The sequence below is a fragment of the Sporolactobacillus sp. PKPK-6 genome, from assembly GCF_056678885.1.
Window position 1 is genome coordinate 502022 of the sequence record NZ_JBWXPA010000001.1, and the last position, 17120, is coordinate 519141.

Annotated in this window: 18 protein-coding genes and 1 other annotated feature; all 18 genes read right to left on the reverse strand. The window is 43.5% G+C overall.

What is annotated here, in order from left to right; translation table 11 throughout:
* Window positions 1-61: 61 nt before the first annotated feature.
* The 18 genes from AC1MBV_RS02450 to ftsA all read right to left on the reverse strand — a co-directional run bounded on the left by AC1MBV_RS02450 (window position 62) and on the right by ftsA (window position 17038).
* Window positions 62-982 (reverse strand): aspartate carbamoyltransferase catalytic subunit, encoded by a 921-nt coding sequence (locus AC1MBV_RS02450; protein ID WP_255746172.1) that lies wholly within the window; start codon window positions 980-982, stop codon window positions 62-64.
* Window positions 983-1202: 220 nt separating this feature from the next.
* Window positions 1203-1739 (reverse strand): bifunctional pyr operon transcriptional regulator/uracil phosphoribosyltransferase PyrR, encoded by a 537-nt coding sequence (gene pyrR, locus AC1MBV_RS02455; protein WP_255746620.1) that lies wholly within the window; start codon window positions 1737-1739, stop codon window positions 1203-1205.
* A gap of 268 nt (window positions 1740-2007) precedes the next feature.
* Window positions 2008-2928: an RluA family pseudouridine synthase gene (locus tag AC1MBV_RS02460; protein ID WP_255746170.1), complete on the reverse strand. Its 921-nt coding sequence runs from the start codon at window positions 2926-2928 to the stop codon at window positions 2008-2010.
* Window positions 2928-3383 carry a signal peptidase II gene (gene lspA, locus AC1MBV_RS02465; protein WP_255746168.1) on the reverse strand — a complete coding sequence of 152 codons (456 nt, stop codon included), beginning with the start codon at window positions 3381-3383 and terminating at the stop codon, window positions 2928-2930. Before lspA ends, AC1MBV_RS02460 begins: the two co-directional genes overlap by 1 nt.
* A 144-nt stretch (window positions 3384-3527) precedes the next feature.
* On the reverse strand, window positions 3528-4214 hold the full coding sequence (locus AC1MBV_RS02470; protein WP_480947469.1) for a TraR/DksA C4-type zinc finger protein: 687 nt from the start codon (window positions 4212-4214) through the stop codon (window positions 3528-3530).
* A gap of 144 nt (window positions 4215-4358) precedes the next feature.
* Window positions 4359-7130, reverse strand: coding sequence for an isoleucine--tRNA ligase (gene ileS, locus AC1MBV_RS02475; protein WP_480947470.1), 2772 nt, complete (start codon window positions 7128-7130; stop codon window positions 4359-4361).
* A 66-nt stretch (window positions 7131-7196) separates the two neighbouring features.
* Window positions 7197-7421 (reverse strand) — a binding site (T-box leader).
* A gap of 85 nt (window positions 7422-7506) precedes the next feature.
* Complete coding sequence (locus tag AC1MBV_RS02480; RefSeq protein ID WP_255746162.1) at window positions 7507-8028, reverse strand: DivIVA domain-containing protein; 522 nt, start codon at window positions 8026-8028, stop codon at window positions 7507-7509.
* Window positions 8029-8064: 36 nt separating this feature from the next.
* On the reverse strand, window positions 8065-8838 hold the full coding sequence (locus AC1MBV_RS02485; RefSeq protein WP_255746161.1) for a YlmH family RNA-binding protein: 774 nt from the start codon (window positions 8836-8838) through the stop codon (window positions 8065-8067).
* A gap of 10 nt (window positions 8839-8848) precedes the next feature.
* Complete coding sequence (locus AC1MBV_RS02490; RefSeq protein ID WP_304654742.1) at window positions 8849-9112, reverse strand: YggT family protein; 264 nt, start codon at window positions 9110-9112, stop codon at window positions 8849-8851.
* 21 nt (window positions 9113-9133) lie between these two features.
* Window positions 9134-9562, reverse strand: coding sequence for a cell division protein SepF (locus tag AC1MBV_RS02495; RefSeq protein ID WP_480947471.1), 429 nt, complete (start codon window positions 9560-9562; stop codon window positions 9134-9136).
* Between the two features lie 15 nt (window positions 9563-9577).
* Window positions 9578-10258 (reverse strand): YggS family pyridoxal phosphate-dependent enzyme, encoded by a 681-nt coding sequence (locus AC1MBV_RS02500; protein ID WP_255746156.1) that lies wholly within the window; start codon window positions 10256-10258, stop codon window positions 9578-9580.
* A gap of 2 nt (window positions 10259-10260) precedes the next feature.
* Window positions 10261-11094 (reverse strand): peptidoglycan editing factor PgeF, encoded by an 834-nt coding sequence (gene pgeF, locus AC1MBV_RS02505; protein ID WP_255746154.1) that lies wholly within the window; start codon window positions 11092-11094, stop codon window positions 10261-10263.
* A gap of 78 nt (window positions 11095-11172) precedes the next feature.
* Window positions 11173-11442 (reverse strand): YlmC/YmxH family sporulation protein, encoded by a 270-nt coding sequence (locus tag AC1MBV_RS02510; protein ID WP_255746153.1) that lies wholly within the window; start codon window positions 11440-11442, stop codon window positions 11173-11175.
* A gap of 149 nt (window positions 11443-11591) precedes the next feature.
* The gene (gene sigG / locus AC1MBV_RS02515; protein WP_255746152.1) at window positions 11592-12371 is read right to left on the reverse strand and encodes an RNA polymerase sporulation sigma factor SigG; all 780 of its coding nucleotides are present in this window, start codon (window positions 12369-12371) and stop codon (window positions 11592-11594) included.
* A 165-nt stretch (window positions 12372-12536) separates the two neighbouring features.
* Window positions 12537-13247, reverse strand: a complete 711-nt coding sequence (gene sigE / locus AC1MBV_RS02520) for an RNA polymerase sporulation sigma factor SigE (protein WP_255746151.1) — start codon at window positions 13245-13247, stop codon at window positions 12537-12539.
* Window positions 13248-13277: 30 nt separating this feature from the next.
* Window positions 13278-14201 carry a sigma-E processing peptidase SpoIIGA gene (spoIIGA, locus tag AC1MBV_RS02525; RefSeq protein ID WP_480947472.1) on the reverse strand — a complete coding sequence of 308 codons (924 nt, stop codon included), beginning with the start codon at window positions 14199-14201 and terminating at the stop codon, window positions 13278-13280.
* 337 nt (window positions 14202-14538) lie between these two features.
* Complete coding sequence (gene ftsZ / locus AC1MBV_RS02530) at window positions 14539-15714, reverse strand: cell division protein FtsZ (RefSeq protein WP_255746149.1); 1176 nt, start codon at window positions 15712-15714, stop codon at window positions 14539-14541.
* Window positions 15715-15751: 37 nt separating this feature from the next.
* Window positions 15752-17038: a cell division protein FtsA gene (gene ftsA / locus AC1MBV_RS02535; protein ID WP_255746148.1), complete on the reverse strand. Its 1287-nt coding sequence runs from the start codon at window positions 17036-17038 to the stop codon at window positions 15752-15754.
* Window positions 17039-17120 lie beyond the last annotated feature (82 nt).

A 17120-nucleotide genomic window follows, 5' to 3' on the forward strand; every position in this document is an offset into this window, starting at 1 on the left:
TGATTGCCACTCCTTTATATCAAATGGGCACAATCCCATTTGTTTGCGAAAATTTAGTACATCACATTTTTTCAGCAACTGGTTCAACAAGCACCTTAGCTTCAGTACTGATTGCCCATTCCAATGCAGCCATCCGTGCAAAGACACCGTTTTTGATTTGTTTGAAGTACCGGGAACGTTCACTCTCAACCAGTTCATCGTCCAATTCCACGCCGCGATTAATTGGACCGGGGTGCATGATAATGCTTCCCTGTTTCATTCTCAGAGTGCGTTCCATAGTCAGTCCGTATCGTTCATGGTAGTCTTCTCTTGTCATTTTCATGGCTTGTTCATGACGTTCATGCTGAATGCGAAGCATGATTACGGCATCCGCCTCTTCAATCGCTTCATCGACTGTCACATACGTGCCCGGAAGTAATTCATTCTGCCATTCAGCCGGTCCGGAGAGCAGCACTCGGCATCCCATTCGATTCAATACTTCTGCATCCGATTTTGCAACTCTGCTGTAGCGCAAGTCGCCGATGATCGCAACGGTTAAACCTCGCAGCATCATAAATTCCTGTCGCAGAGTTAAAAGATCCAGCAAGGCTTGTGTGGGATGGTCTCCTGCCCCGTCTCCTGCATTAAGAATCGAGAGATCAATGTTACCAAGCGCCTTATAGTAGCCCAGCTCCTGGTGGCGAATAACGACTGCTTTTGCTCCAAGCGATTCCATCGTGCGTACCGTATCATAAAGGGTTTCACCTTTTAGTGCGCTTGATGTATTGCTGCTGAAATTAAGGACCTGATAGCCCAGCCTCTTTTCAGCTGTTTCAAAACTGAAGCGTGTGCGCGTGCTTGGTTCGTAAAACAGATTGGCAACCAAAGTATGATTCGGTGCAGCCCATCCCTCATCATTCATCTCATGTATTTGCTGCGCACGGTCCAAAATTGAATTGATCTCCGTTGTTGAAAGATCATTCAAACTAAGCAGATTAGCCATCTGAAAATCCCCCTCTAGTCTTTAATGTGCGCCTAATTGCGCTGCATAAACTTTTTGCAAACAAATTCTGATCCAATAAGCCCTTATAGGCATACAAAAAACCTCTTCATCAAAAATCTGACAAAGAGGTTTTGCAAAAAAAGCCGTATTGCGCTCAATCACTCTTTATCAGTCTCTCTGGACTGCCTTTAAAAGGTGTTCAACGTTCTGTTTCAAATTATTAACTTGTCGCTCGAATCGTTACTGTGTCCTTGCTGTCCACTTCGGTCAGCTGGACTGCAATTTCTTCTTCTTTAGAAGTAGGAACATTTTTTCCAATATAATCGGGACGAATCGGCAATTCACGATGACCGCGATCAATCAGTACCGCCAATTGAATGCGTTGAGGACGGCCAAGATCCATCAAAGCATCCATAGCCGCTCGTATGGTTCGACCCGTGTAAAGGACATCGTCGACCAAGATCACTGTCTTTGACTCAATCGACATCGGAAGAATGCTTCCAATCAGTTCCGGATCATTTGATTTCTTCTTTAAGTCGTCGCGATAGAGCGTAATGTCCAACTCACCGACGGCAACTTCCTTTTTTTCAATTTTTTTGATGCGTTCGCTTAGACGTTTGGCTAAATAAATACCCCTTGTCTTAATTCCGACAAGAACTACCGAATCCACACCTTCATTGCGTTCAATCACTTCGTGCGCAAGTCGAGTCAGTGCTCGTGCGATCGCCTTTTCGTCCAATATTTCTTTCTCTTCCAAAAGTTCATCACCCGCCGTCTGCGTGCGGTCATTCGCGAAATTGCTTTTAAATGTTTTCTTGCTGACGGCATAAAAAAAGTCTTGCCGTTTAGAGCAAGAGACCGCAGTGTTGCCAATAGTCATTGACAATCATCACCCTTCTTAGTCTCTCGGGACTAAAATTAAAAGGAAATCATTCAGTTCATTTAAGCTATTGCAAGTATGCCAAATGAGAGATGATTTGTCAATGCACAATGAGCATTTTGCTTTGTTTAATGAAAATATTTTTTTACATATATCTGCCTGCTCGAAGATCTTCAAGTAGTTTCTTCATATCGCCAGGAAGCGGTGCTTGAAAAAGCATGAATTCATGTGTGACCGGATGGCTGAAACCAAGTTCTGCGGCATGAAGAGCTTGTCCTTCAATGGGCAGCGTTTTTCGTGGCCCATATTTAGGATCGCCGGCAAGTGGATGCCCAATGTAAGCCATGTGGACACGAATCTGGTGTGTGCGGCCCGTTTCAAGTCTGCATGCGACATACGTGTATTTTGCAAATCGCTCAAGTACTTTAAAATGGGTCACTGCATGCTTGCTGTTCTTATCTGTTACGGCCATTTTCTTTCGATCTTTATCAGCTCGGCCAATGGGCGCATCAATGGTTCCTTCATCATGCGGAAGGCTCCCATGAACAATTGCTAAATACATACGCTTTGTTGTCTTATCTTTTAACTGTGCAGCGAGCGACCGGTGTGCCTCATCCGTCTTCGCGACCATTAACAGCCCTGAGGTCTCCATATCAATGCGGTGTACAATTCCGGGACGCATCACGCCATTAATACCTGATAAATCATGACAGTGACTAAGCAGAGCGTTAACTAAAGTGCCGCTCATATGCCCCGGTGCCGGATGAACGACCATCCCTCTTGGTTTGTTAACAACAATTACCGAAGAATCCTCATAAACTATATCAAGTGGAATGTCTTCAGGCACAACATCAAGCGGTTCAGGTTCCGGCAAGTGTACAGAAACTTGGTCATCTGTCTTCATCCGATAACTCGTTTTGACTGCTTTGCCATTGACCACTATATGCCCATCCTTGATGAGCTGCTGAATTCTGCTCCTTGATTCGTTTGCAATCTCATCGCTCACCCAACTGTCAATCCTTTTGCCTTCATCCTTTCCTTCAACTGACCGCATGATATCAGGCATTAATGTTCCTTCTTCCCGTCGAGAAACAAGTAAATGATGAGCAGAACGACACCGATAAAAAGCGAGGAATCCGCAAGGTTAAAAACCGGAAAATTATAACGGACAATATAGACGTGAATAAAATCGACGACTTCACCGCGAAACAGCCGATCGATAAAATTTCCAAGCGTCCCGCCGATAATCAATCCCAGTGATGTACCTAAGATTGGCTGCTTTCTGCCCAATTTCTGCATGTAGTACACAACGACAGCCAAGACAACAATGGTGATAATGAAAAAGAAAACAAATTGTCCTTCCAAAATGCTCCATGCTGCTCCGTTATTACGAATTGACGTCAGGTAGAAAAAGCCGGGAACAATCGGCGTGCTTTGACCAATTGCCATATTATGTACGACAAGCCATTTTGAAAGCTGGTCGATGAGTAAAACAATGAATGCAAGTGCGTAATAAATCATGAATAAGTTCCTCCAAAACGCGTTGTTTTCTGCACCAATCGTGCAGAATTAAATTTTTCCTAGTTTACCCTAAATTTTAGCATAGATTGTTTAAAAGATATATGTACGCAGCAGAGACCCTTTGGTCTGCTGCTGCAATCTGAATTATCGCTCAGTCGGATTCAGATCCTCATCCGCATTCTTTGCCGACCAATCATCAGAATGATGATTTTTCATAATTTGAATTTCATCGTCTCCGGAAAAACCATTAATATCTGTAGCCGCAAAAGCTTCCAGTTCTTCGACAAATCCAATACCTTCCTCGTCATCGCAATACGGCGCATCTTCAAAGACGCCTTCCTGATCATTGTATTGAGAGACGATGTCAAAGGCGTTCTGCTCATTATATCCGTCGCTCTCAAAATCAGTTGCTCCCTGTTTTTCTAAATCCATAATCACTGATTCTTCAACAGGACGCACTGATCTGTTGTGAACAACATCCGAATGGCTTGCCACCGTACGTGCTGTCGGTAAAGCGTTTAACCGTGCGCGGGGTATTTTCTCGCCGGTTTTCTCGTCGTATCCATATGTGCCATTGTGGATTTTCTCTAAAGCATGATTAATCTCTTCATATTCTTTTTGCTCCAGCTTGTGAAATGCCAGGTCCTTTTCCCGATCATAAAGCTGCGTCGCCGATTCAGCCGGGTGGTTGTCATAAGCAGACAGCTCTCCGGAAGCAATATCTGAAACTGAACCAAGTTCGGCAGCAGTCTCCATATCATGATTTAACTTCTGTTCCAGTTCCTGTTTTCGATCGAGCAATCTTTTTCTTATTTTTCTGTAACCCCACATCTATAAAAAATCCCCCTTTGCATCCGCGCACATTCCTTAGTGTGGGATAAAGGAGGATTTTTAGACCGCGTAATATTTACGTGGATTGGGAATGATTTTCTTAATGAACCATGAACACGATCATCAAAAGCCGAGCAGTGTTACTCAGTCAAGCGTTACGCCGGCATAATCATGGCGAACGGTTTCCGCACAATGGCTACATAAAGTCGGATGTTCTTTGTCTTCACCAACCGATGGCAAAATTGCCCAGCAGCGTTCACATTTTTCTCCTTCGGCAGCAGTCACAAGAACAGCAAGCCGCGTATAGTGATCCGCTGCTTCCGGAATCGTTTCATTTTCTACAACGGATACCTGTGAGACGATCAGAAGTTTGTCAAGGTCAGTAACATTTTTTAGGAACGCTGTTTCCGGTTTTACATAAAGCGTTACGGAAGCCTCCAGTGATTTTCCGATCAGCTTAGCATCGCGCGCTTTTTCCAGCGATTTGAGCACATCGTCGCGCACCGCCACCAGCGATGTCCATTTCTGTTCGAGTGCTTCTGCATCAGCAATTTTCTCCAGCTTCGGCATCTCGGTAAGCTGTACATAATGAGAAGCTTCATTCGCACCAGGAATGTGTTGCCAGATTTCTTCCGCAGTATGCGGAATGATCGGCGACAGTAATTTGGTAAGCGCTACAACCGTCTTATAAAGAACTGTTTGTGCTGAACGGCGAACTAACGAATCTTTAGGTTGAACGTAGAGCGCGTCTTTTGCGATATCCATATAAAATGCACTCAAATCAAGCGAACAATAATTCTGAAGAGCTTTGTACACATTCAAGAATTGATATTCCTCATAATTTTTCAGGCACGTTTCGGTAAAGTGATTCAGTTTTACAAGCATATATTGCTCAAGTTCCGGCATATCTTGTGTAGGAACTACTTTATCGACGGTAAAATCACTCAGGTTGCCAAGCATAAAACGAACGGTGTTGCGGATCTTGCGATAAACTTCTGCCACTTGACCAAGAATCTCATTTGATACTCTGGCATCGGCTTGATAATCAACCGAAGCTACCCAAAGACGAATAATATCCGCTCCATATTGCTGCATCACTTTCATTGGATCAATGACGTTTCCTACGGATTTGCTCATTTTCAGTCCTTTGCCATCAAGAGTGAACCCGTGGCTGAGCACTTGCTTGTAAGGTGCATGACCGGTAACAGCAACCGATGTAGCCAATGAAGAATTGAACCAGCCGCGATATTGATCGGATCCTTCAAGATACATGTCTGCAGGACGACGCAATCCTTCACGCGTTGTCAGGACACCTTGGTGCGATGAGCCGGAATCGAACCAAACATCCATGATGTCTGTCTCCTTCTTGAAGATGCCGTTCGGGCTGTGTTCCGATGTAAATCCTTCCGGCAGCAATTCCTTCGCATCCCATTGAAACCAAATGTTCGATCCATGTTCACGGAACAGATCGGCAATGTGCTGAGTGGTTTCATCAGTGATGATCGGTTCGCCGTCTTCGCCATAGAATACAGGGATCGGAACGCCCCAAGCGCGCTGTCGCGAGATACACCAGTCTTCACGGTCTTTGATCATATTCGTCATGCGTACATCGCCCCATGACGGAACCCAATGCACTTCGTGAATCGCTTTTAAAATATCGTCGCGAAAAGCCTTAATTGATGCAAACCATTGTTTTGTCGCTCTCCAGATGACCGGTTTTTTGGTTCGCCAATCATGTGGGTAGGAGTGAGTGAACGTGCCGACCTTGAGCAGTGCGCCGACTTCTTTTAACTTTTCAATGACAGGCTCATTTGCTTTCTCATAGAACATACCTTCAAATCCAGGTGCTTCTTCAGTCATGCAGCCGCGATCATCAACAGGACAAAGAATATCCAATCCATATTTTTTGCCGACATAAAAGTCATCAGCACCAAAACCTGGGGCAGTATGCACGCAGCCGGTACCTGCATCCAGGGTCACATGATCGCCGAGAATCATTAATGAAGGACGATCATAGAACGGATGGCGGCAAACGACATTTTCCAAATCCTTGCCGCTGACCGTGCGCAGCACTTGAGGATTTTCCCAGTCGAACGTCTTTGTCAGTGATTCAACTAAGTCAGCTGCAACGACATATTTATGATCCGCAACGTGAACGACACTGTACTCAAATTTTGGATTGACAGCAATAGCAAGGTTTGCCGGCATCGTCCATGGAGTTGTTGTCCAGATAATGACCTCTTCATCTGGATTCAGAACACCTTTTCCATCAGTTACATGAAAAGCAACATAAATGGAATAAGATTTGACATCCTTGTATTCAATTTCAGCTTCGGCAAGCGCGGATTCAGAGGAAGGAGACCAATAAACAGTTTTTTTATCTTTATAGATATAGCCCTTCTTTGCCATCTCACCAAAGACTTCGATCTGTTCTGCTTCATATTCTTTATGCAAGGTCAGATATGGATGATCCCAGTCTCCGCGAACACCCAGTCTTTTAAATTGCTTCTTTTGATGTTCTACCTGTCCAAGCGCATATTCTTTGCACTTTTCGCGAAGTTCAGCAACCGACATCTTTTTGCGGTCAATGCCCTTCTTGGCTAGCTGCTGTTCGATCGGCAATCCGTGCGTATCCCAGCCGGGAACGTAATAAGCTTTATAACCGGTCATTGACTTAAACCGAGTGATAATGTCTTTCAACACCTTATTTTCAGCATGTCCAATGTGGATATTGCCGTTTGCGTAAGGAGGCCCATCGTGCAGAATAAATGTTGGTTTCCCTTCGTTCACCTTTAAAGATTGTTCATAAATATGATCGTGATCCCACTGTTCCTGCATTTGTGGCTCTTTGGTCGGAAGACTGCCGCGCATTTTGAAATTTGTTTTCGGCATCAGTAGTGTCTTCTTGTATTCCATGTAGAACGCCTCCATCGTCTTTCTGTTTTTCTTTTTTACACCCTATATAAAAAGGCCCTTACATCCCAAAGGGACGGAAGGACCGCGGTACCACCCTAATAACAGACAAAGTCTGCCACTCATGATTATCTTAACGCGAATCAACGTCGGATCTTACTAACGCGGCAGTGCCGTGCGTTCAGAACCAAACTCAAGGGTGATTTTCTTCATTGCCGTCCGCGCTGGGCTCGCACCTTCTCCCGGCTCGCTTTGTGACCTTGCAATGAGTACTTTCCCTCTCATAGAAATAGCCAATAATATAATTGCCACGATATCTTAGGATTCTTGACCTCAACAATGTTTATGTAAGACAGTATATGCAATCAAATGCCTTGCGTCAAGCTTGTGACTGAATCATTCCGTCTTTTTGCGAATTTTCTTCGTTATCGTCGTCATTTCCCGCGGACATACTCTTCCAATCGTCGCTTTTAAGCAATTCAAGCTGTGCCTCAATCAGCATTTGGAAACGAGTCCGATATACATTCGCTTCTTTTTTCAATTCTTCAATATTCAAAGTGACTTTGCGCGATTTTTCCAGAGCTTCATTAATGATCCGATCTGCGTTTTTCTTTGCCTCCATCACAATCAGCTTAGCCTCTTTATTCGCGTTTTGCTTAACTTCCTCTGCCGTTTCCTGAGCTACAAGGATACTTTTGTTTAAAGTCGTTTCGATATTGGAGAAGTGGCTCAGTTTCTCATCCGAATTCTTAATTTTTTGCTCAAGATCCTTTTTTTCACGAATCAGAGCTTCATAATCCTTGATAATCTGATCAAGAAAATCGTTTACTTCATCTTCATCATATCCGCGAAATCCGCGTGAAAACGATTTATTATGAATATCCAAGGGTGTCAATGGCATCCTGGTCACCTCCAAGTCATTTTACAAACAATTCGTTTATTTAAGTTTACCATATTGTATACGAATTTTGTTCTTTTTTGTCAAGCCACCGCTTGATAATATTTTACTGCGGCCGAATCCCCGAAGTGACAAACAATCGCCTTCGCAAATTTCGAAGTCGCGTTTCTCTACGACTTCCCAATTAACTTTTGCAAGTCCTTTAGTAATGAGTTCCGAAGTCTTTGCTCTAGGCAAATGATAAATTTCAGACAAGACAGTGTCAAGTCGCCATGAAGACACTGTTCCATCAAAATTTTGCCATTCATCAACACTATGTAAAAGTGCTTGTCTTTTAATCGGTTCGCAGGAAACACTCATTTTTCCGACAGAAGTAAGATTGAGCATAAAATAGCTCTCCAACTCTTTTGCACAAATAAATTGAGCGTTCCCTTCTTTGACAAGCAAGTCACCGATTTTATCCCTCGAAACGCCCGTTCCAATTACCGAACCAAGCAATTGAGGATGGGTAATTAAGCCGAATTTTGATGGATAGCGAACTTCCAGATAGGCGAGTTGGAAGGGGTTGTCTTCTTCTTCAGCATACTGGGGAAGAATTAAAGCCCGAGCGCGCTCCGCATGATCATAGCCGCCGAAAAAAGAAAGACGAATGTCCTCCTGGTCTCCAATCACCGATTTCAAAATAATCTGTTGCCTTGGATCTAAAAAATCAGTTCGTTTAGGCACATATTGCTCTGCAACGCGATCTTTCAGATCTAAGAAATGATCAATCAGGCTGCGTTCTTCTGGTCTAAAATGCTCATATATGGACATGATGAACGCCTCATGCAAAAAGGTAGGCTAAGTAGTAAATGCCCCTAGTCGCAAGTCGTAAAACAAAAAATGCGATAATCGGTGAAAGATCGATGACGCCGCCAATCGGTGGAATTATTTTGCGAAAAGGCGACAAAAAGGGTTCGCAAACATTGGCAAACAGCCGACCAATGGATGAGTCCTGAACACTTGGAACCCATGACATTAAAATATATATAATTAATATCCAAGAATAAATATTAATGACTTGCGAGAGATAATAAGCTACTACCAATCCATTCACCTCAAATTTTAATTAGTCTTCTGGCCAATTACTGATCATACCTGATATATCCACTTGTTCTGGAGCGAAAAGAAAGGTGTTTTTTCCGATTTTTCGTATTTGAGCATTTAGTGCGAACGCAGTTCCTCCCATAAAGTCAAGAATTCTTTGACCATGTTCTTTACTTGTCCCTTGGAGGCTGCATATAATCGTTTGCTTATTTTTCAGATAGCCGACAATCTCTTCGACCTCTTCAAAACACTTAGGCTCAACAAGAACGACCTTACTTTGCTGGTGAACATTTTGGATCGCAACAATTCTGCCGCTCTTTTCCATTCTGCGTTGTTGTTCTTGAACCGGTTTGTTTCCTTCCGATTCATGAGCTGCGGACATTTGGCTTTCTGAGCGTTCCACTGTCTCCTCAAGATCAAAGAATCGTTTAAATGTGCCTTTAAGACCCATGATTCCCTTCTCCTTTCATTCATTACCTACAAGTGACGTTCCGATTCTCACAAACGTTGCGCCTTCTTCAACAGCAATCTCATAGTCATGCGACATTCCCATAGAAAGCTCTGTGCAAGGAGCGTAGTCAATCTTGCGATCATGAATCCGGTCACGCAGAACACGCAGCCGATGAAAAACGTGACGTATCACATCAAGATCTTCCGTATTCGGCGCCATTGTCATAAGACCAATAACGCGGAGATGCTCATAGTTGGCTAACGCATCAATAAATGAATCAAGCTGATCTTCAGTAATACCATGCTTAGACTCCTCACCAGAGATATTCATTTCGACAAAACAATTTAATGTTCCTTCTTTTATTCTTTTATTTAATTCATTCGCTAATTTCAGACGGTCCAGAGCGTGAAAATAATCGATTTTTCCCACAACATCTTTTACTTTACGCGTCTGCAAGGTACCAATCAAATGCCAAGTTACCCGATCATCATGAATAAATTTCTGTTTTTCGAGCAGGCCTTCCTTTCTGTTTTCCGCAAGATTGAAGATCCCGTTGTCCACTGCCTCCTGAGCTCGTTCTGCCGAGACATATTTAGTGACAGCAATCACGGTAACGTCTTCTGCATTCCGTCCGGAACGCTCACAAGCGGCATGAATCGTCGATTTCACATGTTTAAAATTATCCGCAACGTTCACGATTAAATGTTCTCCTTTTTCTTCATTCCAATATAGCCCATCATTCGCCCTGTTTTTCCTTGGTCTCGACGAAAGGAATAAAATAAGTTAGGATGTGCATAAGTATTGTAACTGCTCATTTGAATCTGATCCGCAGGCACTCCGCTTGCAACAAGAATTGATCGATTTAGTGTTTTCAGATTAAGCAGATAGTGCCCTTCTCCCTTGTCAATTACAGAAGCTGACCACACAGAGCGATCCAGCTTTTGAACTCCATTCATCACGTTTTGATCGACCTCGTAATCTTCAACTCCGATTGAGGGACCAATGACAATGTGAATCTTGGATGGAGATAAGCCAAGTTCACGGCACATGCGTTCCGTCATGCAGGCTGCACCGCCGGCCACTGTTCCTCTCCAGCCTGCATGCATAATTCCAATTGCATCCGGTTGATACGTACGATAATAGATAGGTACACAGTCAGCAAAGCAAAGTGCAAGCAAAAGATTCGGCTCGGTCGTAAACAATCCGTCCACACCTTGAACAACTGAATCAATAGAAAATGCCCCTGCTCCTGCAGATTTCCCTGTAACCTTGGCAATTTTCGTACGGTGTACCTGCTCGGCGCAAACCCATTGTTCAAGTGGAAATCCAATTTTTTTCGCAACAAGTCCTCGATTTACGATGACATCTTCAGAATTATCGCCGACATGAAGACCTAAATTCATAGAAGAGAAGGCGCCTTGACTTATCCCCTCTGCCCTCAATGTGATCCCTGAATAAATTTCATGGGTTTCACTTGATTCTGTTCTCAGATTCAATAACGGACCGTCTCGAAATGAAAAAGGCTCATTCACCACATTTCTTCCTCTCATCGTCACTGTGACAGATCTTTTCTTTTTATTCTACCATAATCAACAAAAAAACTCTTCACTTCATGAATCCTCGCGTTTTATCGTCGAATCGTGATCATTGTAGAAACGAACAAGAATCACATCTGCTCCAATTCTGACAATGTTGCTCCAAGGCACAACAATATCTTCCTCTTTCCCAAAAAAGCCCATAATCTTTCCTGCCCCTGGAATGATCAGATTATCAATCTTTCCTGAAGATAAATTCACATCCAGATCACCGATATGTCCTAATCGTTTGCCGTTCTCGACATTAACAACTTCTTTTGTCTGAAAATCAGAAATTCTAGGCATACTCATTCCTCCCCTACTGTCCCTAATATATGGGCAAGCAGCGGTATTGAGAAGTCATTTTGACAGTTTCATTACCTAGGAAATAGTTGTTTCGGGTTTGGTCGTTTATTCATTATTAATTAACAAAAAAACACTTGCTTGAGCAAGTGTTAGGGTCCGATTTCTTGGTTCATTTCTTTAATTGCCATTTTTTCAAGTCTTGATACTTGCGCCTGTGAAATACCAATTTCTTCAGCAACCTCCATTTGCGTCTTGCCATAAAAAAAGCGCATCGCAACAATTCGCTTTTCCCGATCATGAAGTTTGTTCATTGCTTCTTTTAACGAGATGTTATCTACCCATTCCCTGTCTCTATGCTTATCATCACTGATTTGATCCATAATAAATATTGGATCACCGCCATCGCTATAGATCGGCTCAAATAAAGATACTGGATCCTGAATGGCATCCATTGCGAACACAACATCTTCTACAGGCAGATCAAGCATCTTTGCCAGTTCCGCCGTTGTCGGCTCTGTCGAGTGTTTTGCTATGTAACGCTCTTTTGCCTGTAGCGCTTTGTAGGCCATATCTCGTAGTGATCTTGAAACGCGAATAGGATTGTTATCTCTCAGATAGCGACGAATTTCACCAATGATCATGGGAACAGCGTATGTTGAAAAGCGGACATTCTGACCCAGATCAAAATTATCAATGGATTTCATTAATCCGATACAACCGACTTGAAATAAATCGTCCACGGATTCACCGCGATTATTGAAGCGTTGGATGACACTTAAGACAAGTCGGAGGTTCCCATTTACCAACTTTTCTCTAGCCTCATGTTTGCCTGATTGAAGCTCAGCGAAAAGCTTTCGCATCTCCACATTGGTCAATACCGGAAGTTTTGATGTGTCCACTCCGCAGATTTCCACTTTGTGCCGTGCCATAGAAGATGACCCCCCATTGTCGAAAACTTGCGATAGCTGGTCGAAAATTGCCGAACATCAAATATCATATTCAGCTACTTATTCAACCTCTGCTATATGGTCAAGTATCTCCGTAGGAACCCATTTTATGCACGGTAAAAAAAGTACAAATCAGAACCCTTGATGCTAAGCCATTTTGCTGAATTCTTTTTTTAACCGTTTGATTATTCGTTTCTCAAGCCGCGAAATATATGATTGCGAAATCCCCAATTCGTCGGCGACATCCTTCTGAGTTTTCTCTTTTCCTCCAGATAATCCGAAACGAAGCGTCATAATTTCCTTTTCACGATCGTTGAGCATCAACATCGCCTTTTTTAACAGAGTCCGTTCCACTTTACGTTCCATATTTTTCGTTGTGACATCATTTTCTGTACCAAGCACATCTGATAAAAGCAATTCATTGCCATCCCAGTCGACATTCAAAGGCTCATCAAGCGACACCTCGGAACGTGTTCGACTGTTTCTGCGCAAATACATGAGTATCTCATTTTCGATACAACGCGAAGCATATGTGGCGAGCTTAATCTTCTTTTCAGGATTGAAGGTATTTACAGCCTTTATTAGGCCGATTGTGCCAATGCTGATGAGATCTTCAATATTAATTCGCGTATTGTCAAATTTGCGTGCAATATAGACAACGAGTCGGAGATTCCGTTCGATAAGGGTTGCTCGCACTTGAGGATCTCCCGAGGGAAGTTTTTTCATTAATTCAGCTTCCTCTTCTTTTGACAATGGAGAAGGCAGCCCGTCGCTCCCGCCGATATAGTATATTTCATTAGGTTTAACACCTAGCTTTATTAGTACCCAATGCCAAAGTTTTAAAAAACTGATTTTCATCCTGAGTGACCTCCTTATTTTTGTACAAAGTCATGAAGCTGTATCAATCACTTTTCCATGGAGCAGCATGTCCGGGTGCAAGATACTGTTGAAATCTCCGGATGAGCTTAGTGAATGGTCAACAAATGCAACGAGCGATTTCGTGCATTCCATTTTCTTTCCCTCAAACATAATGACGACTTGATCCGGCCGTACAGCTAGCGACAATTGATTTGATCCGTCGACAGCTCGATATGGAATCCATGCGATCCTATTTCTCCATTCTTCCGGTATGCTGTTTAATTCCGGTGGCACTAACTGCCGACTGTCCATTTGAAAAAGAACTTTTGGAATACGATCTCCGCAGGCACTTTTTTCAACAAACATCACTGGAGCGCGAGTCAACGGATCTACCAATTTATTGCCGCTGTCAATCATTGCTTTTGCATCAATACAGATATCGAAAAAGCGTAGTCTTACATCTGCAAGCGTTGTGCTGTTCCACTTTCTGACCACAGTCTGATCAATCCGCTTCTTTGAAAAAAGCCATAGAATTGGGAACCCAATACATACAGTGATCCAACTGATCGGATCACCATAATTCGTTGTGTTTAAAAAGCGGTTGCTCGCATAAAATGAAGCGTCTTGAAAGAAATAGTGTACAGCGAACAATCCTCCACCGGTCGCAAAAGCCGTAAAATAAAAGGCAGCGAGATTCTGAAGAAAAATGGAAACTCGATGAAAGCCGAAGGCAACGAGAATGATTAAAGCAGAGTACAACAGTTTCCCAAGCGGTTGATCCACAATGAAGGCAGCAGGTGTAAAGAGTATCAGTACGATGGCCGAGGCAATGATGGCACCCGACCAAAGCCGCAGCCTGCTCGTCTGCCGTTTGAGCATGAGTGCGGTTAATTTCAGCAAACAAGCGTCAATGAATAAGTTAAGTGCCCAAACTGCATCCAGATAGACGACCAACGTCCCACCTTCTTCGCATGTTTAGGATTAGTATACGGGCAGTAGTATGGAAAGTCTGTCACACTGTGGGTGGAATTTTACTGTTATTTTGGCTGCTTTTGTCGCACCGTTGAACAATTAATTTTTGAACAAGATGAACGATTTACCGAAAAAAAAATTATCACAAGAAACGCCTATGAAACGAATATAAAAATTATTTTGAGGAATATAAAAGTGGATACATCATTCTTATAACTTACACAAAAAAACTCGCAGTCAGGACATCAATCCTGAACAGCGAGTTTGTTTTCTATCATTTGGGAGAAAATAAACCGGAAACAACGATCAAATTCCAGTGTTACTCATTTTTTCTGCGGCGATTACGCAGAAAGGTCGGGATGTCAAGCGTCTCTTCATCGTCAACGATACTGCGTGAGCGATGTACCGGTTGCTGAACCGGGCTTGCCGTTTCATCCCGATGGTGCTCACGAAGTTTCGTTTGGTTCAAACCTTCCGTACTTTGCCTTCTGCGAAGGAAAAGATCTCCTTCAGTCTGTTGTTGAGCTTCTCCGGACTTTTCGCGTTCCTCAAAGCCGGTGGCGATTACTGTAACGACAATCTCATCATCAAGTTCTTCGCGAATAACTGAACCAAAAATCATGTTCACTTCTTCGTCTGCAGCCGTTGCAACAATATCCGCCGCTTCATTGACTTCATAAAGGCTTAAATTCGTGCCTCCGGTTATGTTCATCAGCACACCTTTGGCCCCATCAATTGATTTTTCAAGCAGTGGACTGGAAATTGCCTTTTTTGCTGCTTCGGCAGCTCGATTCTCGCCTGAAGCAACGCCGATTGCCATCAATGCCGAACCGCCTTCAGTCATAATTGTCTTTACATCGGCAAAATCAAGGTTAATCAGACCTGGAACCGAAATAAGATCCGAGATGCCTTGAACACCCTGACGAAGTACATTATCTGCTTCTCTAAAGGCATCAAGCATCGGTGTGTTCTTGTCTACAATTTCCAGAAGCCGATCATTAGGGATCACAATCAGTGTATCAACTTTTTCCTTTAGATTGCCGATACCGCTCTGGGCCTGCTTTGCACGCTTTCTGCCTTCAAATGTGAACGGACGGGTAACAACACCAACAGTGAGTGCCCCGACTTCTTTTGCAACTTCAGCAATGACAGGTGCAGCACCGGTACCTGTACCGCCACCCATGCCAGCAGTTACAAAAACCATATCCGCTCCCTGCAGCACTTCTTCCACTTGATCATGGCTTTCCTCAGCCGCTTTTTTGCCAACTTCAGGATTAGCACCTGCCCCTAGTCCTCGCGTCAGCTTTTCTCCAAGCTGAAGCTTAACGTCTGCCTTAGAAAGTTTAAGTGCTTGGGCATCCGTATTCGCGCAAATGAATTCAACGCCTTGAATCCCGCTTTCAATCATTCGGTTAACTGCGTTATTTCCACCGCCGCCAACCCCAATGACTTTTATTTTGGCTAGATGTTCCATCTCCGTATCGTGATCATACATTGTTCATTTCCTCCCATTTAATCATTCCGCTGCCCGATCAATCAAAGAACAGATTAAACCAATTTTTTACCTTGGTCGTGACGCCTTCATGCTCTTTTGGGGTCTGTTTTGATTTTTTCTGTTTGTGCTGTTTCTGTACAGCTTCATAACGCTCATGCTCAGGGGCAATAGCAGCTGCAATCTCTTTCCCCTGTATTTTGACGTTGTGGTAGGCAAATTGGATCAAACCGATGCAAGCTGTATATTTAGGCTCGCGCACGCCAATGTAATCAGGCGAGGCAATACGCACACTGGAATTTAAATGATGTGCTGCTAAATCTGCTACACCAGGCATCGCAGTGACTCCGCCGGTAAACACATAGCCACCGGGAAGATCGTAAATACCGATGCGCCGCAGTTCCTCGCGTATAATTTCAAATAGTTCTTCCATACGCGCTTGAATAATTTCAGCCAAATCTTCTTGATTCAGTGATTGCTTTTTGTCGCTTCCAATTTGCGATACGGTAAACGTATCTTCATCAGAAGCCGCACCTAAATAAGCTACGCCATGCTTTATTTTTGCATTTTCTGCTTCATCCATAGGGATTTTTTGGATAATGGATATATCCTTTGTAATATGATTTCCGCCGATAGGAAGTTCAAAAGTCGAAACCAATGTGCCTTGGTCAAATACTGCCACACTTGTGGAGCCGCCACCGATATCAATAAGCGCGACACCTAAATTTTTCTCGTCATTCGACAACGCGACAGAGCCCAATGCGAGCGGTTGGAGGCAAACATCCGAAATAGTTAATCCCGCACGTTCGACACATCGAAGAAGATTATGAAGCAAAGTCTTTGAGCCTGTGATCAGTGTTCCTTCCATTTCGAGACGAACACCGATCATTCCTCTCGGATCATGAATTTCATCAACGCCGTCAACAATGAACTGCTCAGGGATAACATCAATAATCTCTCGCTCCGGAGGTATTGACATCACTTGGGCAGCATCGATTACTCTTGCGATATCCTCATTCCCTATCTCATGAGATTCGCCGGAAACTGCAACAACACCATGACAGCTTCTGAGCTGGATATGATTTCCGGAAATGCCGACAATCACACTTTTAATGCCGATACCAACCATACGTTCAGCCTGTTCAACAGCATTGCCAATCGAGCGGACCGTCGCATCAATGTCGACGATCGCCCCTTTTTTTATCCCGTACGAAGACGCTTCACCAACACCAATAACATTTAAACGTTCCCCTGCCATCTCGCCGATCACGGTCTTTATACTGGACGTGCCGATATCCAGACTGACAAAAACATCCTCACTGTTCATTCTGTGGCACCCCCTTTTTCTTGAATATCTTTGATGATTTCTCTATTCAGGGATGATTGGATCGAGCAAGTAACATACGAAT

Bases quoted from the DNA above. Each gene is read 5' to 3' on its own strand.
- AC1MBV_RS02450 (WP_255746172.1), bottom strand. From the start codon at position 982: ATGGCTAATCTGCTTAGTTTGAATGATCTTTCAACAACGGAGATCAAT.
- AC1MBV_RS02460 (WP_255746170.1), bottom strand. From the start codon at position 2,928: ATGCCTGATATCATGCGGTCAGTTGAAGGAAAGGATGAAGGCAAAAGG.
- lspA (WP_255746168.1), bottom strand. From the start codon at position 3,383: ATGATTTATTACGCACTTGCATTCATTGTTTTACTCATCGACCAGCTT.
- AC1MBV_RS02470 (WP_480947469.1), bottom strand. From the start codon at position 4,214: ATGTGGGGTTACAGAAAAATAAGAAAAAGATTGCTCGATCGAAAACAG.
- ileS (WP_480947470.1), bottom strand. From the start codon at position 7,130: ATGGAATACAAGAAGACACTACTGATGCCGAAAACAAATTTCAAAATG.
- AC1MBV_RS02480 (WP_255746162.1), bottom strand. From the start codon at position 8,028: ATGCCATTGACACCCTTGGATATTCATAATAAATCGTTTTCACGCGGA.
- AC1MBV_RS02485 (WP_255746161.1), bottom strand. From the start codon at position 8,838: ATGTCCATATATGAGCATTTTAGACCAGAAGAACGCAGCCTGATTGAT.
- AC1MBV_RS02495 (WP_480947471.1), bottom strand. From the start codon at position 9,562: ATGGGTCTTAAAGGCACATTTAAACGATTCTTTGATCTTGAGGAGACA.
- AC1MBV_RS02510 (WP_255746153.1), bottom strand. From the start codon at position 11,442: ATGCCTAGAATTTCTGATTTTCAGACAAAAGAAGTTGTTAATGTCGAG.
- sigG (WP_255746152.1), bottom strand. From the start codon at position 12,371: ATGGCACGGCACAAAGTGGAAATCTGCGGAGTGGACACATCAAAACTT.
- sigE (WP_255746151.1), bottom strand. From the start codon at position 13,247: ATGAAAATCAGTTTTTTAAAACTTTGGCATTGGGTACTAATAAAGCTA.
- ftsZ (WP_255746149.1), bottom strand. From the start codon at position 15,714: ATGTATGATCACGATACGGAGATGGAACATCTAGCCAAAATAAAAGTC.
- ftsA (WP_255746148.1), bottom strand. From the start codon at position 17,038: ATGAACAGTGAGGATGTTTTTGTCAGTCTGGATATCGGCACGTCCAGT.